This window comes from Actinopolyspora mzabensis (genome assembly GCF_900101095.1).
Classification (GTDB): domain Bacteria; phylum Actinomycetota; class Actinomycetes; order Mycobacteriales; family Pseudonocardiaceae; genus Actinopolyspora; species Actinopolyspora mzabensis.
This window is the reverse complement of record NZ_FNFM01000002.1, coordinates 171,528-192,989: the sequence shown is the minus strand read 5'-3', so window position 1 is coordinate 192,989 and position 21,462 is coordinate 171,528. Positions and strand designations below refer to the sequence as shown.

The window sequence follows — 21,462 nt, the reverse complement described above, 5'->3', positions numbered from 1 at the left end:
TCCGGAAGGAAGCTCGGCGTCGACGACCAACCGCGCTCAACGCACTCCTTCCAGCGCCTCCCGCACGGGAAGCAGTTTCGCCTCGGCCTCGGTGACCTCGGTGTCCGGATCGGAATCGGGCACCACACCGCAGCCCGCGAACAACCGCGCCCGCGAGCCCTCGCCGGAGCGCCAGGTGAGCCGCGCACAGCGCAGCGCGATGCCGAACTCCCCGTTCCCGTCGGCGTCCACCCAGCCGACCGGCCCCGCGTAGCGCTCCCGGTTCATCTCCTCCAGCTCGTCGATCAGTTCGAGCGCGCCCGTGGTGGGTGTCCCGCCGACCGCGGCCGTGGGATGCACCGACTGCACCAGTCGCAGCAGCCCGGCGTGGCCGTTCTGCGCGAGCATCGGGTCCAGCCGTCCGGAGACGTCCGAGGCCAGATGCATCACGTTGCGCAGTCGCAGCACCTCGGGACTGGTGGGCACGTCCAGCTCCTTGCAGAACGGTTCCAGCCCGTTCGCCAGCGAACGCACCGCGTAGGTGTGTTCCCCGCGGTTCTTGGCCGAGCCCAGCAACTCCGACATCAGCTGCTGCTGGGTGCGCCCCTCGTGCGGCCACGCCGTCCCGGCGAGCACCCGGGAACTCACCTCGTTGCCGTTGCGCTGCAACAGTAATTCCGGAGTGGCCCCCACCAGCCCGTCAACCGCGAACGTCCAGCACCCGGGGTAGCGTCTACCCAGGTTGCCCAGCAGGTAGCGGGAGCTCAGCGGTTCCGAGGTGGTGGCCAGCAGATCGTGCGCCAGGACCACCTTGCTCAGCTCGGGCGAGCCGCGCATCCGGCGTACCGCCTCGGCGACCGCCTGCCGATAGCGCGTGGTGGGGAACTCGCCGTCGCTGTAGCGGATGGTGCCGGGGGCCCGCGCGGGAGCGGCACGGGAGAGTCTTCGGTCGTGCTCACCGATGGTGGTGACCCAACGCACCCCGCCGCGCTGCCCGATCACGACCTCGGGAACTATCAGCACCGAGGAACCGGGGTCGTCGCCGAAGGCGATACTGGCGAACGCCACCGGACCGGTTCCCGGCAGCTGCACCTCGTCGTCGACCTCCATCCGCGCCGCGAGTCGCTGCCATCGCTCGTCCGCCGCCACGAACCGCTCGCTGCGCGCCGTCTCGATGCGCAGCGCTTCCCCCCAGCCGACCACTCCTTCGCCGTGTCGCATCCAGCAAAGCGGCCCCGAATCGGGTGATATCCCTTCGGGCAACAGGTCCAAAAGATCGTAGTGTCCCTCTGGAGACGGAACCCTACGTGTGCGGACAGTCAGATTCTGCTGGAAGTGCTCCACGTTTCGAGGGTAGGTGTCCTGCGACTCCGTCGGGTGACACCCGTCTCGCGCGTGCCCGCCACCACATCGGACGTGTCGGGGGTCACCGGAGACGCGCACCGTGCGTCGCGACGCGAAGCGTGGCGCGCACGGGACTTCCGGCCCTGCTGTTCGGGGAGCCTCGGGGAACCGCCCGCTCGGGCGAGCCGGTGACCGGTTCGGAACAGCGTTTTCGATCATCTCGTCCGAGCGGGTGGCACTCCGCACGGCAGGTCCTCCGGCCGGGGAAGGCGGGCCTCGTCCGGCCCTCCGAACGGGTCGTTTCGCGATCCGGTTCGTCGGGCGCACTACAATCACCGGTTGTGACTGGCGAGACGCAACCGGAGCGGGCGGTCGGCACCGCGGAACCGAACAGCGCCGACAACCGTCCGGGGAAGCGGTGGTTTCCCCGCGGGTTCCGGCGCCTCGCGCCGTTGCTGGTGCTGGCGGTGGGGGGGTTCTTCACCGCCCTGGGGCTGGCGTTGCTGCTGGCCTGCCACATCGACGACCGCAGCATCGAACAGGACATGGGCATCGCCTCCGCCGAGGTCGTGGAGAAGTCCTACCTGCGTACCGTGGTCCGGTTCAACACCGACAGCGGTCGGGTCTACACCCCGCCGAACGGCGTGCTCTACCCCGTGGGGTTGCAGGAGGGGCAGCTGGTCAGCGTCGAGTTCGACCGGGGGAACCCGGATCTCGTGCGCGTGGGTGGCAGGAACATGTCGGTGGCGATCCTGCCGATCGGCAGCGCGCTGGCCGTGCTGTGGGCGATCGTGCTGCCCGCTTACTGGCTGACACGGCGCGCCGTCGACGCTCGAAGTTCTGGCGGCTCTTGAAGTTCTGGCAGCGATTGAAGCTCCCGGCCGTGCCCGCAGGCCCGCAGCCGCCCGTCACTCTATTGGGGGTATCGCGTTGCGGTGGGAGAATGGCGGTGTGACCCGGCGCTGACAGCCGAACCAGTGCTGCCAGCCCAACCAACGCTGACAGGCGAACCAACGCTGCCAGCCGAACCAACGCTGACAGGCGAAGTGGCATCCCGCGGTCCGGTGCGAGGGGACCGGAGCCGAGGGAACCGGGCGGAAGGGGAGGTGGCCATGGTTACTTCCGGTATCGGCGACGCACCGCAGTGGTTCCCCACGCGACGGGGCGCTCGCGAGGGCGGTGGCACCACCACGCCCGAAAACATTTCGAACCCCCGCGGTGAGCAGCAGCGTTGGACCGTGCGGACTGCGAGCACCCCACTGGCCTCGACGGACCGCGGCGTTCCGGACGATGTTTCCGCGGCCGACCTCTCGGTCTACTGCATGATGTTGGGCGACGACGCTCTGGTACTGGCACGACGTCAGGTCGGTTGGTGCCAGCACTCCCCGGACCTGGAGGAGGACTGCGTCCAGGTCGGCATCTTGCTGGAGTTGCTCGGCCACGCCCGGGAGCTGTTGCATCGCGCCGCGACCGTGGAGGACAGCGGGCGCGACGAGAATCTGCTCGCCCACGAGCGGGGCTTGGAGGAGTTTCGCAACGTTCGGCTCGTCGAGCTCGACTGCGGCCCCGGAGCGGGTGGGGACTTCGCCGTCTCCATCGCCAGGCTGATGGTCTGCGCGGCCTGGCGAACCGCCCTGTTCGGCAAGCTCGTCGCCAGCCGTGATCCGGTGCTCGCGGAACTCGCGCGGGTGGCGCTGCCGGAAGTGCGGGGCCACCGCGATCACGCCGCGCAGTGGGTTATCCGCCTCGGCGACGGCACGTCGGCCTCGCGGGAGCGGATGAGCACCGGACTGGCCCGCGTCTGGCCGATGACCGGCGAACTGTTCGTCCCGCACCCCGTGGAGCGCCGGTTGGCCGAGCTCGGTTTCGCGGTGGATCCGACCGGGCTGCGTACCGAAGTGGCGGCGTTGCTCGACGAGGTGCTCTCGGTGGCGCGACTGGAACCGCCCGACGCGCGGGTCTTCCACGAGGACGCGGAGCCGCTGGGGCGCTCCGGCGTGCACACCACCGCGCTGGAGTTCCTGCTCGCCGAGATGCGGCAGTACGAGACGGTCGAGGCATGAGAGCCCACGTGGAACCCCAGCGTCCCTCGGGAACCCCGCCGATCGGTATTTGAGTACTTTCCCCCAAGCGAAGCGGGCCGCTCGCCGGGCACACTCTCCGAGTGGCGTAGTGCGCGCCTCGGGGTTCTCGTGGCAGCGGAGCGTTCCCAGCGTTCCGGTCGCGCGGAAGCCCGGTACACGGCCAGGGGGAGTTCGAGCGAAGGGCACCGCGGGAAATGGGCGGATTCTGGACGCACCTGATCGTGGCGTTGGCCGCCGGTGTGCTCGGTGTACTCCTGGGGGTGTTGGCCCGACGTACGTCGAGCGCGCCCCCGGTGCCCGAGGAGCCGCCGGAAACCACGGCGGGCACCCGCACCGAGCCCCGTGCCGGGCTCGAACACGCGTTGACCGAGCACCGCGACGCGTGGCTGTGCGAACTCAACCGTTGCGAGCAGGCCGTGCACCGGGCGGTTCGAGCCGCCGACACGGTCTCCTCGCTACCGGTGCGGCGCGGATTGCGGCAGGTCGTTTATCGCATGGACGCCGAACTGCCCACGGTCCGAACGCTGGTGCAGCTGGCCCGCGAGCTCGACGCCGGTGAGTCCCCGGTCGCCACCGCCGATTCGACACGGCTGGTGGCGCTCCGCAGGCTGCAGGACGGTGTGGTGGTGGCGGTCTCGCGGTTCACCGAGCTGGGAGATCAGCTGAGCGGTGTGGTGGCCGAGCTGGCCGCGGGAGTCGATCAGGAGCACGCACAACGCCGTATCGCCGCGTTGCGGGAACGCTTCCCCCTGTTACCCGCGATGTCCGCGATCCTGGAAGGTCGAGCCGGTTCGGGCGGCACGCCCGAGACGTCCTCGCTGGTGAAGGCGCGGGCCTGAACGGCGGGCTACTGCTCACCCCGGTTCCGATGCCTGCAACCACCACCCGAACGCGGTCTCGGTGGCTCCGGGAGCGGCCACCAGGAGGCCGTCGTGCGGCAGTGTCGCCGGTCTTCCGTAGCTGTCCAGCACGTTGGCGCCGGATTCCACGGCGAGGGCCAGCGCGCCCGCCACATCCCCCTCCCCGTAGGTGGGGAGCACCGCGGCCACCGCCTGCCCGAGCGCCACCTGCGTGATCGCCAGCGCGGGCGAGCCGAGAACCCGGACACCCACGTGATCGGCCGCGGCGTTGGCTATGAACCTGTCCATACCCCGCCAGGGCCCGAACCTGGTGAACTCGGTGCATACGATGCTCGCCCTGGGGGAGCGCGCCTCCGTCAACCGCACCGGTTTTCCGTTCGCCCGCATCCCCCGACCGCGGGCGGCCGCGTATATCTGCGCCCGATAGGGGTCGGCCACCACACCGACCACGGGGCCCTGGGCGTCGAGCATCGCCAGGCTGTAGGCGCACCAGGGCACCCCGGCGACGTAGTTCGCCGTGCCGTCCACCGGGTCGACCACCCAGCGGAAATCGCCCTGTCCCCCGCCCCACGCGGCCGCGTCGAACTCCTCGCCGTACACCGGTATGCCCGGAAAGTGCTCCGCCAGGATCCTCCGGGTGTGCCGTTCGAGGGTGCGGCCCACATCGGTGACCCAGTCGAAGGGGGAGTCCGGCTCCGAGGGTGGGGTGTCGTGTCCCGCCGTTGCCGTGATGACATCGGCCGCTTCGTTGGCCAGCCGCCCCGCGGTCTCCAACGCGCGTGAGATCAGCGCCTGCTCCGCACGGCCGGTCCTCGGGGGAGGCGAAACACTCATACCGCACCATTGTGCTCGCTATGGGTAACCGGCAGGCCAATTGCGCGTGGCCGCGCGGCGATGCTCCGGTCAAGAATCCCGGCTCGCTCACGTGCGGGGTGCGGAGCGGTGCGCGGGTTCGCCCGGTCCGGCTGGTCTCCACACAGGGCGTGCCACGCCCCACCGGACGAGTTCGGTCAGTAAGGTTTCCAGGCGTGGTGGAGGGCTACGATTCCTCCGGTGAGATCACGCCAGGCCACCTCGGACCAGCCGGAGCGGGCGATCGTGGCGGCGAGCTCCCGCTGGTCGGGCCAGGCGAGGATCGACTCGGCCAGGTAGACGTAGGCGTCCGGGTTGCTGGCGACGGTCCGTGCGACCGGTGGAACCGCGCGCAACGCGAGGTTGCGGTAGGCGGCGCGCAACGGCCTGTAGGTGGGGGTGGAGAACTCGCAGATCACCAGCCTGCCACCGGGGCGGACCACGCGTGCCATCTCCCGCAGCCCGGCCTCGGTGTCGGCCAGATTCCGAAGCCCGAAAAGCATGGTGGCCCCGTCGAACGCATCGTCGGCGAACGGGAGACGAAGCGCGTCGGCCGCCACCATCGACAGCTTCCGGTGGCCACCGGCGGCGAGCATCCCCAGTGAGAAGTCGGCGGCCACGCAGTACGCGCCCGAGCGGGAGAACTCGGCGGTGGAAACGCCGGTTCCGGCGGCCAGGTCCAGGATTCGTTCTCCCGGTGCGGGAGCGAGTGCCCGACGGGTCGCGTTCCGCCAGTGGCGGTCGAGCCCGAAGGAGAGCACCGTGTTGGTGCGGTCGTAGCCACGGGCGACGCCGTCGAACATCGCGGCTACCGCACGGGGATTCCTGTCCAGGCCGGCTCGAGACACACCCGCAGCCTACTAGTGGGGGTCCGGCGACTCGGCTTCCGCGGGCGGGGGTTCGGCCCGTGGGGGCGGTGGGAGTTCGGTACCGCATCGACGACTCGGCGATTTCGCGAGAAATCGACGGCAGCCGGGGCCGCACCGCCCCACTGCGGCGGCGATTTCGCGAGAAATCGAGGCGCCCGAACGGTCTAGCCGGGTGCCCCGGAGGAGGCAGCGCCCGGTACCGCGGCGGGCGGACCGTGTCGGGCGGACGGCGGCCCCTCCCGCCCCGAGCCGCGTTCGCCGCGCTACTTCCGCCGCGGTCGCGATTTCTTTCGCTCGCGATGTCTCGATCGAGCGGGATGTCCGTCCTAGACTCGTTAGTGAACTTATTCACAAGGTCGCCGATGTCGCTCGGGCGGTGCGGCGGCGCGTTCCGCCGGGATCATCGGAGGGGAACGACGTCGATCCGAACAGCAAGGCTGGACAAGGAGCACCATGACAACCACCCCCATCCGAGGCCGGGCCACCGACGACGCCGAGGTCATCGTCGTCGGAGCGGGACCGGCGGGGGCAACCGCCGCCACCTACCTCGCCAAGGCGGGCCTGGACGTTCTCGTCCTGGAGAAGAGCGCCTTCCCCAGGGAGAAGGTGTGCGGCGACGGCATCACACCGCGCGGGGTCAAGGAACTCATCGACCTCGGGGTGGACACCCGCCCGGAGGCGGGCTGGCTGCACAACCGGGGCCTCCGGGTGGTCGGCGGCGGCGTGCGGCTGGAACTGGACTGGCCGGAACTGGCCGAGTACCCGCCCTACGGGGTCGTCCGCCCCCGGAACGACTTCGACGATCTGCTGATACGCCACGCGCAGCAGTCGGGAGCGAGGCTGGTGCAGCGGACTTCGGTGACCGAGGCCATCACCGACGACCGAACCGGTCGTATCACCGGGGTGCACGCCAAGTCCGGACCGGAACGCGCCGAGGTCAGCTATCGGGCGCCGCTGGTCATCTCCTGCGAGGGAGTCTCGGGCAGGCTGGCGCTGTCCATGGGCCTGCAGCGCAGGGAGGACCGCCCGATGGGCGTGGCCGTCCGGCGCTACTACGAGAGCCCGCGCGCCGAGGACGACTACCTGGAGTCGCACGTGGAGCTCTGGAACGGCTCGAACCCGAAGGGCGCCGAGCTGTTGCCCGGCTACGGCTGGATCTTCGGGATGGGGGACGGCACCGTCAACGTGGGGCTGGGGGTGCTGTCCACCTCGAAGGCCTACGGCAAGACCGACTACCGGGCGCTGCTGCGCACCTGGTTGGACGGCACGCCCGAGGAATGGGGACTCCGGGAGGACAACGCCACCGGCCGGATCGGCGGGGCCGCGCTGCCGATGGGCTTCAACCGGATGCCGCACTACAGCTCCGGCCTGTTGCTGGTCGGTGACTCCGGCGGAATGGTCAACCCGTTCAACGGCGAGGGGATCGCCTACGCGATGGAGGCCGCCCGGTTGGCCGCCGAGTGCGTGATCCAGGCCAGGTCCCGGACGGATGCCGCCGCCAGGGAACGCGCGCTCGCCCGCTACCCCGATGCCGTCGCCGAATCGCTGGGCGGCTACTTCCGGATGGGAAACCTGTTCAGCAAGATCATCGGCCACCCGACGGTGATGCGCACCGCCACGAAGTACGGCCTTCCCCGCAGGTCGCTGATGCGCTTCGTGCTCAAGCTGCTGGCCAACCTCTACGACAGCAGGGGAGGTGACGCCGTGGATCGTGTGATAAGTACCACTACTCGGCTCACACCTAGCGCCTGAGGGCGCCCGTCTGATCAGATTCCGACGGCCCTGTGCGGTAATTCATAAAGTTAGGTTCACCTCAATACGGGGTGCGTGCAGCCGGAAGCATAAAGTGCTGAGTGTGGTCGCCGAGCTCGCTCGGGGCGTAGCGGGAACTGGATTAAGGAGGCAGGCACAGTGCTGGATCCCTACATCCCGCTGGTGCTGATGTTCGCGTTGGCGTTCGGCTTCGCCGCGTTCTCCGTCGCGATCGCGCCGCTGGTCGGTCCGCGTCGGTACAACAAGGCCAAGCTCGACGCCTACGAGTGCGGGATCGAACCCTCGCCGCAGCCGGTCGGTGGCGGTGGCCGCATGCCGGTCGCCTACTACCTGACGGCCATGATGTTCATCCTCTTCGACATCGAGATGGTCTTTCTGTTCCCCTACGCCGTTTCCGCGGACGCCCTCGGGCTCTACGGCGTGGTCGCGGTGATCCTGTTCATCCTGACCTTCGGTTTCGCCGATCTCTACGTGTGGCGGCGTGGTGGTTTCGATTGGAACTGAGCGGCGAAGTGAGTACGACAGCCGTCCGGTGCGGGCGCGTCGGGATCGGTGGTGCCCCGTTCGCCGGGGCGACTCGTGGGAAGGAGTGCCGAGATGGGGCTTGAGGAAAGCCTGCCCAACGGCATCCTGCTGGCCAATGTGGAAAAACTCGTCAACTGGACCCGTAAGACCTCGATGTGGCCCGCCACGTTCGGGCTGGCCTGCTGCGCCATCGAGATGATGACCGTGGGCGGTTCCCGCTACGACATCGCCCGCTTCGGGATGGAGCGGTTCTCGGCCACACCTCGGCAGGCCGATCTGATGATCGTCGCGGGCCGGGTCACCAACAAGATGGCCCCGGTGCTGCGGCAGATCTACGACCAGATGCCCGAGCCCCGCTGGGTGCTCGCGATGGGGGTCTGCGCCTCCAGTGGCGGGATGTTCAACAACTACGCGGTCGTGCAGGGCGTGGACCACGTGGTTCCGGTGGACATGTACCTGCCCGGTTGTCCGCCGCGTCCGGAGATGCTGCTCGACGCGATCCTCAAGCTGCACGCCAAGGTCATGGACGAGCCCATCAACGGCAAGCGCGCGGCCGAGCAGGTGGAGCAGGGGCACCGCACGGAGCTGCCCGCCTCCTCCGAGAAGTACGCACCCCGGCGTGGGTCCAAGCGGCGCATGGCCGAGCGGCAGCAGAACGCGCAGCGCCGCGAGATGGGCGCGGAGGGCGAGCTGGGCGCCGCCGGTATCGAGAGTTTGCCACCCGGTGACTCCCGCGGACGCGCGGAACCGGAACGAGACGACGGTGGGCAGGTGATTCGGCGATGAGCGGTGACGACACCACCGGGGGACTCCCGGAGACGGCGGCCGAGCACACCGGTCCCACGGAGGAAGCGGCCCCCGAACAGATGGTGGCGGGTCGCGCCCGGAAGGGCATGTTCGGCGTGACCGGCAGCGGGGACACCTCGGGCTACGGCGGTCTCCGAGTGCCCGCCTACGTCCCGCCGGAGGCGGAACGGCCCTACGGCGGCTGGTTCGACGAGGTGGCCGACGAGCTGTTCGAGGGCATGAAACGGCGCGGTATCCCGGACTCGGCGGTACTGCGGATCACCGTGGACCGCGGCGAGATCACCTTCTACGTCGACCGGGAGCATCTGGTCGAGATCTGCCGGACGTTCCGCGACGAGCCCGCGCTGCGGTTCGAGCTCTGCAGCAGTCTGTCCGGGGTGGACTACGGCCCCGATGTGCCGCAACGGCTGCACTCGGTCTGTCACCTCACCTCGCTGACCTACCGGCGTCGGATCCGCGTCGAGGTCGCCGTGGACGTGGCCGACCCGCACGTCCCCTCGGTGGTCGACGTCTACCCGACGGCCGACTTCCAGGAACGTGAGACCTGGGACATGTACGGCATCGTCTACGACGACCACCCGTCCCTGACGCGGATTCTCATGCCGGACGACTGGGACGGCCACCCGCAGCGCAAGGACTATCCGCTCGGTGGCATCCCGGTGGAGTACAAGGGAGCCGAGGTTCCACCGCCCGACCAGCGCAGGTCCTACACGTGAGCGGGCCTGGATCCATCGGGTGCGGCCTCCGGACTCGGAGCCGGGCGGTCGCGCTGTTCGAGGAGGCAGCATGAGTATCGACGCCGAAACCCCCACCGGTTCCCGACCGGGTGGTGACGGGTCCGGCGGTGATCGGTCCGGTGGCGACCCGTTCGCCGCCTCCGCCCGGGAGACCACGGAGGGCAGGGTCTACACGGTCACCGGTGGTGACTGGGAGGACTTCCTGGACGACACGCAGCAGGAGGAGCGCGTCGTCATCAACCTCGGCCCGCAGCACCCCTCCACCCACGGCGTGCTGCGGCTGGTCCTGGAGCTCGAGGGCGAGACCGTCACCAAGGCCCGCTCGGTGATCGGCTACCTGCACACCGGTATCGAGAAGAACACCGAGTACCGCACCTGGACCCAGGGCGTCACGTTCGTCACGCGGATGGACTATCTGGCGCCGCTGCACAACGAGACCGCCTACTCCCTGGGCGTGGAGAAGCTGCTGCGGGTGTCCGCTCCGGAACGGGCGCAGACGATCCGGGTGCTGCTGATGGAGCTCAATCGGATCTCCTCGCACCTGGTCTTCCTGGCCACCGGCGCGATGGAACTCGGTTCCACCACCGGCATGACCTTCGGGTTCCGCGACCGCGAAGAGGTGCTGCACCTGCTGGAGTTCCTAACGGGGCTCCGGATGAACCACGCCTTCATCCGACCGGGCGGGGTCGCCCAGGACATCCCGGAGAACTCCCGGGAGAAGGTCCTGGAGTTCTGCAAGGTCATGGAGAGCAGGCTGCCCGACTACGACAAGCTCTTCAGCGGCCAGCCGATCTGGAAACAACGCCTCAAGGGCGTCGGTTACCTGCCGTTGGACGCCTGCCTGGCGCTGGGCACCACCGGCCCGATCCTGCGCTCTGCCGGACTGGCCTGGGACCTGCGCAAGGTCGAGCCCTACTGCGGCTACGAGCAGTTCGACTTCGAGGTTCCCACCAGCACCGATGCCGACTGCTACGCGCGGTTCCTGCTGCGGGTGGAGGAGATCCGGCAGTCGCTGCGGATCGTCCGGCAGTGCATGGACAAGTTGGAACCCGGACCGGTCATGGTCGACGACCCCAAGATCGCCTGGCCCGCCCAGCTGAGCATCGGGCCGGACGGCATGGGCAACTCGCTGGACCACGTCCGCAAGATCATGGGTCAGTCGATGGAGTCGCTGATCCACCACTTCAAGCTGGTCACGGAGGGATTCGACGTCCCGCCTGGCCAGGCGTACACGCCGGTCGAGGCTCCCAGGGGGGAGCTGGGCTACCACCACGTGTCGGACGGCGGGACCCGCCCGATGCGGGTGCACGTCCGGGACCCCAGCTTCGTGAACCTGCAGGCGTTCCCGGCGATGGCCGAAGGTGGGCTGGTCGCCGACGTGATCGCCGTCGTGGCCTCGATCGATCCTGTGATGGGTGGGGTGGACCGCTAGATGACCGAGCAGTTCGACTACACGACCACCGAGCACGTGCTCACCCCCGGCGGGCAGTCCCCGACCGAGTCGGCGGAACAGGCCGCGGCGGGGGAGGCGGTGTTCGGCGAACGCGTCCGGGCCGAGGCGCGGAGCATCATCGAGCGCTATCCCGAGTCCCGCTCGGCGCTGCTTCCGATGCTGCACCTGGTGCAGTCGGTGCAGGGGCACGTCACCGCCGAGGGGATGCGGTTCTGCGCCGAGCAGCTCGCGCTGTCCACCGCCGAGGTCAACGCGGTCGCCACGTTCTACACGATGTACAAGCGGCAACCGTGCGGGCAGTTCCTGGTCAGCGTGTGCACCAACACGCTGTGCGCGGCGATGGGCGGCGACGAGGTATACCGTGCGCTGTCCGAGGAGTTGGGCACCGGGCACGAGGAGACCGCGGGCACCCCCGGTGCCGAGGGCTCGGTGACGCTGGAGCACGCCGAGTGCCTGGCGGCCTGTGACTTCGCGCCGGTGCTGCAGGTCAACTACGAGTACTTCGACAACCAGACGGCCGAGAGCGCGCTGGAGACGGTCCGGGCGCTGCGGCGCGGGGAGCGGCCGCAGCCGACCCGTGGCGCGCCGCTGACCGACTTCCGGGACACCGAGCGTCAGCTCGCCGGGTTCTTCGACGGGCCCGGTGCGGCGGAGGCCGCCGAGTCGTCGGCCGCGGCCCCCGAGACGGTGCGCGGTGCCGAACTCGCCCGCGAACAGGGCTGGAACGCACCACCGATGCCCGACGAGGTCGAATTTCCGCCCATTCCGGAGAAGAAGTGAGGGCAGGCGATGACCGAAGCGAACGCATCAGACGGCAGCGCCCCGGAACGGGCCGCGGTGAGTCCGCTGACTCCCGTGCTCACCCGGCGTTGGCTGTCCCCGGAGTCCTGGTCGTTGCGCACCTACGAGCAGCTCGAGGGCTACACCGCGCTGCGCACCGCGCTCGCGGCCGATCCCGACCAGCTCATCGAACTGGTCAAGACTGCCGGGCTGCGCGGCAGGGGCGGTGCGGGCTTCCCCTCCGGGGTGAAGTGGGGCTTCATGCCCAAGGACCGTTCCCGACCGCACTACCTGGTGATCAACGCCGACGAGGGTGAGCCGGGGACGTGCAAGGACGTCCCGCTGATGATGGCCGACCCGCACTCGCTGATCGAGGGCTGCGTCATCGCCGCCTACGCGATGCGGGCGAGCACCTGCATGATCTACGTGCGCGGCGAGGCGCTGCACTGCATCCGCAGATTGCACCACGCGGTGCGCGAGGCGTACGAGGCGGGTTACCTCGGCAAGAACATCCTGGACTCCGGGTTCGACCTGGACATGGTGGTGCACGCCGGAGCCGGTGCCTACATCTGCGGCGAGGAGACCGCGCTGCTCGACTCGTTGGAGGGCAAGCGCGGTCAGCCCAGGCTGAAACCACCGTTCCCCGCGCAGGCGGGGCTGTACTCCTCGCCCACCACCGTCAACAACGTCGAGACGATCGCCTCGGTGCCCTACATCGTCAACGGTGGTTCGGACTGGTTCCGCGCCATGGGGCGGGAGAAGTCCCCCGGGCCGAAGATCTTCTCGCTGTCCGGGCACGTGGAACGTCCCGGGCAGTACGAGGCTCCGCTGGGCACGACGCTGCGGGAACTGCTGGAACTGGCGGGCGGCATGAAGGACGGGATCCCGCTGAAGTTCTGGACTCCGGGCGGGTCCTCCACGCCGCTGTTCACCGCCGACCACCTCGACGTGCCGCTCGACTTCGAGGGGGCCACCGAGGCGGGGTCCATGCTGGGCACGACCGCGTTGATGATCTTCAACGAGACGGTTTCCGTGCCGTGGGCGGTGATGAAGTGGACCCAGTTCTACGAGCACGAGTCGTGCGGCAAGTGCACCCCCTGTCGCGAGGGGTGTTTCTGGCTGGCGCAGGTGCTGGAGCGAATGGTGGACGGGCGCGGCAGCGAGCAGGACATCGACACGCTGCTCGACGTCTGCGACAACGTGCTCGGCCGTTCGTTCTGCGCGCTGGGTGACGGCGCTGTCAGCCCGATCACCAGCGGCATCAAGTACTTCCGCGAAGAGTTCCTCGCGCTGTGCGAGAGCAACCGCGGGCAGGACACGACAGAGGAACCCGCACTGGCAGGAGTGGCCCGATGACGGTGGCATCCGCGTCCGGAAACGACGCCGCGCAGTCCCGTCCGGTACCGGAAGGGCACGTTCGGCTGACCATCGACGGTATCGAGGTCGACGCCCCGAAGGGCGAGCTGGTGATCCGTACCGCCGAGCGGCTGGGCATCGTGATTCCCCGGTTCTGCGACCATCCGCTGCTCGATCCGGCGGGTGCCTGCAGGCAGTGCCTGGTCGAGGTCGAGGTCAACGGCAAACCGATGCCCAAACCCGCGGCCTCCTGCACCACGGCGGTGGCCGACGGAATGGTGGTCAACACCCAGCAGACCTCGCAGGTGGCCGACAAGGCCCAGCAGGGCGTGATGGAGCTGCTGCTGATCAACCACCCGCTGGACTGCCCCGTGTGCGACAAGGGCGGGGAGTGCCCGCTGCAGAACCAGGCGCTCAAGCACGGGCGCAGCGAGTCGCGGTTCGTGGACAAGAAGCGCACCTTCGCCAAGCCGGTCTCGATCTCCTCGCAGATCCTGCTGGACCGGGAGCGCTGTGTGCTCTGCCAGCGCTGCACCAGGTTCTCCAAGCAGATCGCGGGGGATCCGTTCATCGAGCTGCTCGAACGCGGCGCCACGCAGCAGATCGGCATCGGCGAGCAGCAGCCGTTCCAGTCCTATTTCTCCGGGAACACCATCCAGATCTGCCCAGTGGGAGCGCTCACCAGCGCGGCGTACCGATTCCGCTCCCGCCCGTTCGACCTCGTGTCCACCCCAGGGGTCTGCGAGCACTGCTCCTCGGGCTGCTCGCAGCGCACCGACTGGCGCCGCGGCAAGGTGATGCGCAGGCTCGCGGGCGAGGACCCCGAGGTCAACGAGGAGTGGAACTGCGACAAGGGACGCTTCGCTTTCCGGTACGCGACCGCCAGCGACCGGATCACCCGCCCCATGGTGCGGGACACGGACTCGGGTGAGCTGCGGGAGACCTCCTGGACCGAGGCGCTGCGCCGGGCCGCGAACGGGCTGCTCACCGCGCGCGACTCGCGCGGTGTGGGGGTGCTGCCCGGCGGCAGGCTCACCCGCGAGGACGCCTACGCCTACGGCAAGTTCGCCCGGATGGCGCTGGGCACCAACGACATCGATCACCGCGCCAGGCCGCACTCCACCGAGGAGCTCGACTTCCTGGGTGCCTCGGTGGTCGGAACCGGCCCGGAGGACGGTGTCAGCTACTCCTCGTTGGAAGCGGCCCCTACGGTGCTGTGCGTGGCCTTCGAGCCCGAGGAGGAGTCGCCCATCGTCTTCCTCCGGCTGCGCAAGGCCGCCCGCGACTCGGGAACCAGGGTTTTCCACCTCGGCCAGTGGGACTCGCCGGGCGTGGAGAAGACCACCGACATCGCCGACTCCGGCAGCCCCATCCACAGCGGGGGGCTGCTGCCCTGCCTGCCGGGCGGGGAGGCCGCCGCGCTGTACGAACTTCCGTCCGAAGTGGAACAGGCGCTGTCCGAGCCGGGTGCCGTCCTGCTGCTGGGGGAGCGCTGCGCCCAGGTCTCCGGGGTCTACACCGCCGCGATGCAGGTGGCCGAACGTACTGGGGCGGGCATCGCCTGGATCCCGCGTCGCGCCGGGGAACGCGGTGCGGTCGAGGCGGGGACGCTTCCGACGCTGCTCCCCAACGGCCGCCCCGTCTCCGACTCGGTGGTGCGCTCCGGGATCGAGCAGGCCTGGGGTGTCCCGGAGGGCAGCCTGCCCAGCATCCCCGGGCGGGAGCTCGACGGCATCCTCACCGCGGCGGAGTCCGGTGAGCTGTCCGGCCTGCTGGTAGGCGGGGTCGATCCCGACGACCTGCCGGACCCCGAGCAGGCCCGCCGCGCGCTGCGCTCCGCCGGGTTCGTCGTCAGCCTCGAGCTGCGCCCCTCGGGCGTGACCGAGCACGCCGACGTGGTGCTTCCCATCGCGCCCACGGTCGAGAAGTCCGGCACCTTCCTGAACTGGGAGGGACGTCCCCGCGAGTTCGAGATCACCATCGAGGGCACCGGCGCGCTGCCCGACTGCCGGGTGCTGGACACCCTCGCGGTGGAGATGGACGTGGACCTGTTCACCCAGACCCCTGCCGCGGTGGCCGCCGAGATCCGTCGGTTGGGTGCGAATCCCGGGGCGCGGCCGAAACCCCCGGACATACCGGCCGAGCCGGTTGCCGAACCGGTCGGGGACAAAGCGCTGCTGGCGAGCTGGCGGCACCTGCTGGACAACGGTTCGATGCAGCACGACGAACCGAACCTCGCGGGCACCGCCCGACCGCCCGTGGCGCGGATCTCCCCGGACACCGCGCGGCGGCTCGGCATCGAGCCGCACCAGCCGATCCGCGTCAGCACCGAGCGGGGAACCGTCGCGCTGGAGTCCGAGATCGTCGAGATGCCGGACGGTGTGGTCTGGTTGCCGGGCAACTCGGGGCCGGCCAAGGTCCACGGCGTGCTCGGTGCCGGGCACGGCACGGTGGTAGGCCTCGCGGCCGGTCCGCTTCCCCCGCCCGGTGGTGGACCGAAAAGCCCGGAGCCCGCTGCGACCGCGGCCGGGGAGACGGTCTCGGCGGCGACCAACGGCCACGGTGCCAACGGGCACGGCGACGGGGCCAACGGTCACGGCGACGGTGCCAACGGTCACGGCGCGGGCGGCCTCGGCGCCGCCGGGCACGGTCCGAACGGCAAGGGTCACACCGGCACCGACGGGGGTGTGGCATGAACGAGACGGCACGGCTGATCTCCGACGACCCCATCTGGCTCATCCTGATCAAGGTCGTGGCCACGTTCGCCTTCCTGGTGGTCATGACGCTGCTGACCATCTGGGCCGAGCGCAGGGTCATCGGCAGGATGCAGCAGCGCCCCGGGCCGAACCGCGCGGGCCCCTTCGGGATGCTGCAGTCCCTGGCCGACGGTCTCAAGCTCGCGTTCAAAGAGGACATCCGCCCGGTGATGGCCGACAAGTGGATCTACATCCTCGCGCCGGTCATCTCGGCCACCCCGGCACTGGTCGCCTTCTCGGTCATCCCGATCGGCGGCGAAGTCACCATCTTCGGCGAGCCCACCGCGCTACAGCTGGTGGAACTGCCGGTCAGCCTGCTCGTGGTGCTGGCCTGCGCCGCCGTCGGGGTTTACGGCATCGTGCTGGCCGGCTGGTCGTCCGGATCCCCCTACCCGCTGCTCGGCGCGCTGCGCTCGGCCGCGCAGGTGATCTCCTACGAGATCGCGATGGGGCTCTCGTTCATCGCGGTCATCCTCTACTCGGGCACGCTTTCCACCTCGGGAATCGTGGCCGCGCAGCAGAACGGCTGGTTCTTCGCGCTGCTGCCGTTCAGCTTCCTGGTCTACGCCATCGCGATGGTCGGCGAGACGAACCGGGCGCCCTTCGACCTGCCGGAGGCCGAGTCCGAGCTGGTCGGCGGGTTCCACACCGAGTACTCCTCGCTGAAGTTCGCGCTGTTCTTCCTGGCCGAGTACATCAACATGGTCACCGTCTCGGCCCTGGCGACCACCCTGTTCCTCGGTGGTTGGCACGCCCCCTGGCCGCTGTACCTGATCGGCGACGGGGTCCTCAACACCGGCTGGTGGCCGGTGCTGTGGTTCCTGGGCAAGACCTTGTTCTTCCTGTTCGTGTTCGTCTGGCTGCGCGGCACGCTGCCGCGGCTGCGCTACGACCAGTTCATGAACCTCGGCTGGAAGATACTGGTGCCGCTCAGCCTGGTCTGGATCTGCGCGGTCACCGCCATCCGGGGCGTACGCAACGCCGACCTGCTCGGCTCGCAGCAGTTCCTGTTCATCGGGGGCGGCATCGTCGTGCTGCTGCTGATCGTGGCCTTCCTCGTGCCGGACCGGAAACCGCCGGAGGAGGAGCAGGAGGAACCGCGGGCACCACTGTCCGGCGGTGGCTACCCCGTGCCGCCGCTCGACCTCAAGGTTCCCGAAACCCCCAGGGAGACCCGGGTTTCGGCCACCACGGGTACGCGATCCCGGCTGCCGGAAGCCGGGCAAGAGCCCACCAGCTCAACGAAGGAGGCACCCGATGGGAATGACTGATCCCCTGAAGGGCTTCGGCGTCACCCTGTCCAAGATGTTCAAAACGGTGCTGACCGAGGAGTATCCCGAGGTCAAGAAGATCCCGGCTCCCCGGTTCCACGGCAAGCACCAGTTGAACCGGCATCCGGACGGGCTGGAGAAATGCGTCGGGTGCGAGCTGTGCGCGTGGGCGTGTCCAGCCGACGCGATCTTCGTGGAAGGCGGGACCAACACCGACGACGAACGGTACTCGCCCGGTGAGCGCTACGGCTTCGACTACCAGATCAACTACCTGCGCTGCATCGGCTGCGGGTTGTGCATCGAGGCGTGCCCGACACGTGCGCTGACGATGACCAACGAGTACGAGACGGCCGATGACAACAGGCAGAACCTGATCTACACCAAGGAGGACCTGCTCGCGCCGCTGCTGCCCGGTATGGAACAGCCGCCGCACGACATGCGGCTGGGTGAGGACGAGCAGGACTACTACGTCAACGGACCGGAACTCGCCCGCGGGCAGGGAGTACCCGACGGCACCACGGTCGAGACCGGTGGCGAGGAGGCCGTTCGGTGATGACCATGACGGCTACCACCGAGGTGCTCGTGCGGACGCCGCTCGCGCAGACCGCGCAGCAGGGTGTCGTGGGCACCGGAGAGACGGTGGTGTTCTGGATTCTCGGGCCGCTGGCACTGCTGGGCGCGCTCGGGATGGTTTTCGCGCGCAGCGCGGTGCACTCGGCACTGTGGCTGGTGCTCACCATGCTCAGCCTCGGGGTGCTGTACATGGCCCAGAGCGCGCAGTTCCTCGGATTCACCCAGATCATCGTCTACACCGGCGCGATCATGATGCTGTTCCTGTTCGTGCTCATGATCGTCGGCAGGGACGCGTCCGACTCCGTGGTCGAGGTGCTGCGCGGGCAGCGGCTGGCCGCGGGGGTGCTCGGGGTGGCGCTGGCGGCGTTGCTGGTGGCAGGCCTGGCGCGCTCGCTCGACGCGGTGGTGCCCGCCGCGCCGCTGAATCCGTGGTCTCCCGGCGGCGGAGCCGCGGGCGGCCTGGGGCAGGTGATCTTCACCGACTACCTGTTCCCGTTCGAGCTCACCTCGGCGCTGCTGATAACCGCCTCGCTCGGGGCGATGGTGCTGGCCTACGGGGGCAAGGGACGCAAGCCGCGCATGACGCAGCGGGAAACCGTGGAGGCCAGGTTCCAGGGGAAGTACTCCAGGCCGTCCCCCCTGCCGGGACCCGGGGTGTACGCCACGGCCAACTCGGTCGCCACCCCGGCACTGCTTCCGGACGGTTCCGTGGCGGAGGACTCGCTGTCCGAGATCCTGGACAGCACCCCCGTGGAACGGCTGCGCCCCGACCGGGACGCCGTCTCCGGCAGTGTTCCCCCGCCCGACGCGCACGCGCTGACCGGAACCGGTCACCCGGAGCACGGCAGCGAACGGAGCACGTCGGGGTCCACCCCGGACTCCGGCGGGGAGGAAACCCCCGACGGCGATTCCGGTGACGGCACGCCGGGTGACGGTGGCGGTAAGAACGGCTCCACCGGTCACGCCGGGAGCCACGGGGCGGCGGGAGCCACGGACGACCCGCAGTCCCCGGACGACACCGCGCACCCGGACGCCGGCTCGAGTTCCCCCGAGGAGGTCAGGCAGTGACCCCCACCTACTATCTGCTGCTCTCGGCGCTGCTGTTCACCATCGGCACGGTCGGGGTGCTCATACGCCGCAACGCGATCGTGCTGTTCATGTGCGTGGAGCTGATGCTCAACGCGGTCAACCTTTCGCTGGTGACGTTCGCGCGTATCGAGGGATCGATCGACGGGCAGGCCATGGCCTTCTTCGTGATGGTCGTCGCCGCGGCCGAGGTCGTGGTCGGACTGGCCATCATCATGTCCATCTACCGCACCCGCCGCTCGGCCTCCGTCGACGACGCCAACCTCCTGAAGTACTAGCCCGACGGAACGAAACGCACAGCGAATGGACCAACGGAACGGATTGGAAGACGGCGTGACAACCTCCATGCTGGCCGCTCCGGAGCCGGTACAGGCCGCTCAGGGAGCGATTCAGAACAATGCGTGGCTGATCATCGCGATTCCGTTGCTCGGTGCCGCGGTGCTGCTGTTGGCGGGTAGACGCGCCAACGGGTGGGGACACCTGCTGGGCTGCGCCACGGTGATCGCCTCCTTCGGCTACGCCCTGGCGCTGTTCACCTCCGTGGGAGGAGCCGAACAGGCCGCGCGTTCGCTGCACCTGTTCTCCTGGATCCCCGTCAACTCCCTGCAGGTCGACTTCGGACTGCGCATCGACCCGCTGTCGCTGGTCTTCGTGCTGCTGATCACCGGCGTCGGTGCGCTGATCCACATCTACTCGATCGGCTACATGGCCCACGACCAGCAGGGGCGCGCCGGGCGGGGCAACACCGAGCGGCGCCGCTTCTTCGGGTACCTGAACCTGTTCGTGGCGGCGATGCTGATCCTGGTGCTCGGTAACAGCTTCGTGACCCTCTACCTCGGCTGGGAGGGTGTCGGGCTGGCCTCCTACCTGCTCATCGGCTTCTGGCAGCAGCGCCCCAGCGCCGCGGGAGCGGCCACCAAGGCCTTCGTGATGAACCGGGTCGGCGACGTCGGACTGGCGCTGGCGATCTTCCTGCTGTACGCCAGGCTCGGAACCACGCAGTACTCCGAGGTCTTCGCCCGCGCCGGGGAGCTCTCGACGGGAACGGTGCTGGCCATCTCGTTGCTGCTGCTGCTGGGAGCCTGCGGCAAGTCCGGCCAGGTGCCGCTGCAGGCGTGGCTGCCCGACGCCATGGAGGGTCCCACCCCGGTCTCGGCGCTGATCCACGCGGCCACCATGGTCACGGCGGGGGTCTACCTGATCGCGCGGGCCAACCCGCTCTACAGCATGACCGAGACCGGTCAGCTGGTGGTCGCGATCGTCGGGGTGGTCACCCTGCTGGTCGGTTGCGTGATCGGCTGCGCTTACGACGACATCAAGAAGGTGCTGGCCTACTCCACGGTCAGCCAGATCGGCTACATGATGCTCGCCGTCGGGCTGGGGCCGGCCGGGTACGCGCTGGGAATCATGCACCTGCTCACGCACGGTTTCTTCAAGGCGGCACTGTTCCTTGGTGCGGGTTCGGTGATGCACGGCATGCGCGACGAGGTCGACATGCGCAAGTTCGGCGGGCTCTACCGCTACATGCCGATCACCTTCGCCACCTTCGCGGTCGGCTACCTGGCGCTGATCGGTTTCCCCTTCCTCTCGGGCTACTACTCCAAGGAAGCCATCATCGCGGCGGCCTTCGCCGAACCCGGTTGGCAGGGCTGGGCACTCGGCGGTGCGGCGGTACTGGGTGCCGGGCTCACCGCCTTCTACATGACCCGCCTGATGCTGCTGACCTTCTTCGGGGAGCGGCGCTGGCAACACCGGACGGCCTCCGACGGCGGGGAGTTCCACCCCCACGAGTCGCCGCCGGTGATGACCGGGCCCATGATCGTGCTCGCCGTCGGCTCGGTGGCAGCGGGTTTCCTGTTCACCAGCGGCGAGCGGTTGGTGCACTTCCTGAGCCCCGCCCTCGGCGAACTCCAGGAGGGACACACGGTGCTGCCGCACTCGGTGATCCCGGTGTTCACGCTCGGATTCTCCGCGCTCGGTGTGCTGGTGGCCTGGCTGGTGGTGGGGCGCCGTCCCGTTCCCGAGACCGCACCGTCCCGGGTCTCGCCGCTGGTGCGCGCGGCCCGCGCCGATCTCTACGGCAACGCGCTGAACCGCGCGGTGGCGGTGCGTCCGACCGTGGGGTTGGCCGACGGGCTGGCGCGGTTCGACCGGGCCGGTGTCGACGGCACGGTCAACGGGGTCGCCACGACCCTCGGCGCGGCCTCGCAGGTGCTGCGGCGTTGGCAGACCGGCTTCGTCCGGTCCTACGCGATGTCCATGTTGGTCGGCGGCGTCCTGCTGGTGGCCGCCCTGCTCTCGGTGGGAACCCCATGACGACGGCCCGCTGTGCGAATTCCCGCGAAATAGCCGGAGAA

Annotated in this window: 19 protein-coding genes; 16 read left to right on the top strand and 3 right to left on the bottom strand. The window is 69.2% G+C overall.

The window, feature by feature from the left end:
* Positions 1–36: 36 nt before the first annotated feature.
* Positions 37–1,200 carry an isochorismate synthase gene (locus tag BLR41_RS03385; RefSeq protein ID WP_245693783.1) on the bottom strand — a complete coding sequence of 388 codons (1,164 nt, stop codon included), beginning with the start codon at positions 1,198–1,200 and terminating at the stop codon, positions 37–39.
* Between the two features lie 464 nt (positions 1,201–1,664).
* Between BLR41_RS03385 and BLR41_RS03380 the strand changes: the two genes are divergently transcribed.
* From BLR41_RS03380 to BLR41_RS03370, 3 genes are all read left to right on the top strand, one after another.
* On the top strand, positions 1,665–2,177 hold the full coding sequence (locus BLR41_RS03380) for a DUF3592 domain-containing protein (RefSeq protein ID WP_245693782.1): 513 nt from the start codon (positions 1,665–1,667) through the stop codon (positions 2,175–2,177).
* Positions 2,178–2,435: 258 nt separating this feature from the next.
* Positions 2,436–3,386: a 1,2-phenylacetyl-CoA epoxidase subunit PaaC gene (gene paaC, locus BLR41_RS03375; protein WP_092626381.1), complete on the top strand. Its 951-nt coding sequence runs from the start codon at positions 2,436–2,438 to the stop codon at positions 3,384–3,386.
* A 215-nt stretch (positions 3,387–3,601) separates the two neighbouring features.
* Positions 3,602–4,246, top strand: coding sequence for a hypothetical protein (locus BLR41_RS03370; protein ID WP_092626380.1), 645 nt, complete (start codon positions 3,602–3,604; stop codon positions 4,244–4,246).
* Between the two features lie 15 nt (positions 4,247–4,261).
* On the opposite strand, the gene BLR41_RS03365 is transcribed toward BLR41_RS03370, so the two are convergent.
* Positions 4,262–5,101 carry an inositol monophosphatase family protein gene (locus BLR41_RS03365; RefSeq protein ID WP_092626379.1) on the bottom strand — a complete coding sequence of 280 codons (840 nt, stop codon included), beginning with the start codon at positions 5,099–5,101 and terminating at the stop codon, positions 4,262–4,264.
* Between the two features lie 176 nt (positions 5,102–5,277).
* Positions 5,278–5,967, bottom strand: coding sequence for a demethylmenaquinone methyltransferase (locus BLR41_RS03360; RefSeq protein WP_092626377.1), 690 nt, complete (start codon positions 5,965–5,967; stop codon positions 5,278–5,280).
* Positions 5,968–6,441: 474 nt separating this feature from the next.
* On the opposite strand from BLR41_RS03360, the gene BLR41_RS03355 reads away from it, so the two are divergent.
* The 13 genes from BLR41_RS03355 to nuoL all read left to right on the top strand — a co-directional run bounded on the left by BLR41_RS03355 (position 6,442) and on the right by nuoL (position 21,421).
* A complete protein-coding gene (locus BLR41_RS03355; protein ID WP_092626375.1) occupies positions 6,442–7,740 on the top strand; it encodes a geranylgeranyl reductase family protein in 1,299 nt (432 codons plus the stop codon).
* 159 nt (positions 7,741–7,899) lie between these two features.
* Positions 7,900–8,265 carry an NADH-quinone oxidoreductase subunit A gene (locus BLR41_RS03350; protein ID WP_092626373.1) on the top strand — a complete coding sequence of 122 codons (366 nt, stop codon included), beginning with the start codon at positions 7,900–7,902 and terminating at the stop codon, positions 8,263–8,265.
* A gap of 93 nt (positions 8,266–8,358) precedes the next feature.
* Positions 8,359–9,072 carry a NuoB/complex I 20 kDa subunit family protein gene (locus BLR41_RS23325; RefSeq protein WP_092626371.1) on the top strand — a complete coding sequence of 238 codons (714 nt, stop codon included), beginning with the start codon at positions 8,359–8,361 and terminating at the stop codon, positions 9,070–9,072.
* Positions 9,069–9,809, top strand: coding sequence for an NADH-quinone oxidoreductase subunit C (locus BLR41_RS03340; RefSeq protein WP_092626369.1), 741 nt, complete (start codon positions 9,069–9,071; stop codon positions 9,807–9,809). Before BLR41_RS23325 ends, BLR41_RS03340 begins: the two co-directional genes overlap by 4 nt.
* A gap of 70 nt (positions 9,810–9,879) precedes the next feature.
* The gene (locus BLR41_RS03335; RefSeq protein ID WP_245693780.1) at positions 9,880–11,262 is read left to right on the top strand and encodes an NADH-quinone oxidoreductase subunit D; all 1,383 of its coding nucleotides are present in this window, start codon (positions 9,880–9,882) and stop codon (positions 11,260–11,262) included.
* On the top strand, positions 11,263–12,063 hold the full coding sequence (gene nuoE / locus BLR41_RS03330) for an NADH-quinone oxidoreductase subunit NuoE (protein WP_092626367.1): 801 nt from the start codon (positions 11,263–11,265) through the stop codon (positions 12,061–12,063).
* Between the two features lie 9 nt (positions 12,064–12,072).
* Positions 12,073–13,419: an NADH-quinone oxidoreductase subunit NuoF gene (nuoF, locus tag BLR41_RS03325; RefSeq protein WP_092626365.1), complete on the top strand. Its 1,347-nt coding sequence runs from the start codon at positions 12,073–12,075 to the stop codon at positions 13,417–13,419.
* Complete coding sequence (locus tag BLR41_RS03320) at positions 13,416–16,115, top strand: NADH-quinone oxidoreductase subunit G (RefSeq protein WP_092626363.1); 2,700 nt, start codon at positions 13,416–13,418, stop codon at positions 16,113–16,115. Before nuoF ends, BLR41_RS03320 begins: the two co-directional genes overlap by 4 nt.
* Positions 16,112–17,446, top strand: coding sequence for an NADH-quinone oxidoreductase subunit NuoH (gene nuoH / locus BLR41_RS03315; protein ID WP_092626361.1), 1,335 nt, complete (start codon positions 16,112–16,114; stop codon positions 17,444–17,446). Before BLR41_RS03320 ends, nuoH begins: the two co-directional genes overlap by 4 nt.
* On the top strand, positions 17,433–17,999 hold the full coding sequence (gene nuoI / locus BLR41_RS03310; protein ID WP_092626359.1) for an NADH-quinone oxidoreductase subunit NuoI: 567 nt from the start codon (positions 17,433–17,435) through the stop codon (positions 17,997–17,999). Before nuoH ends, nuoI begins: the two co-directional genes overlap by 14 nt.
* A gap of 5 nt (positions 18,000–18,004) precedes the next feature.
* Entirely contained in the window at positions 18,005–19,087 is a 1,083-nt protein-coding gene (locus tag BLR41_RS03305) for an NADH-quinone oxidoreductase subunit J (RefSeq protein WP_342745321.1), read from the top strand.
* Positions 19,084–19,383 (top strand): NADH-quinone oxidoreductase subunit NuoK, encoded by a 300-nt coding sequence (gene nuoK / locus BLR41_RS03300; protein WP_092626357.1) that lies wholly within the window; start codon positions 19,084–19,086, stop codon positions 19,381–19,383. Before BLR41_RS03305 ends, nuoK begins: the two co-directional genes overlap by 4 nt.
* Before the next feature lie 67 nt (positions 19,384–19,450).
* The gene (gene nuoL, locus BLR41_RS03295; protein WP_218119913.1) at positions 19,451–21,421 is read left to right on the top strand and encodes an NADH-quinone oxidoreductase subunit L; all 1,971 of its coding nucleotides are present in this window, start codon (positions 19,451–19,453) and stop codon (positions 21,419–21,421) included.
* The last annotated feature ends 41 nt before the right edge of the window (positions 21,422–21,462 follow it).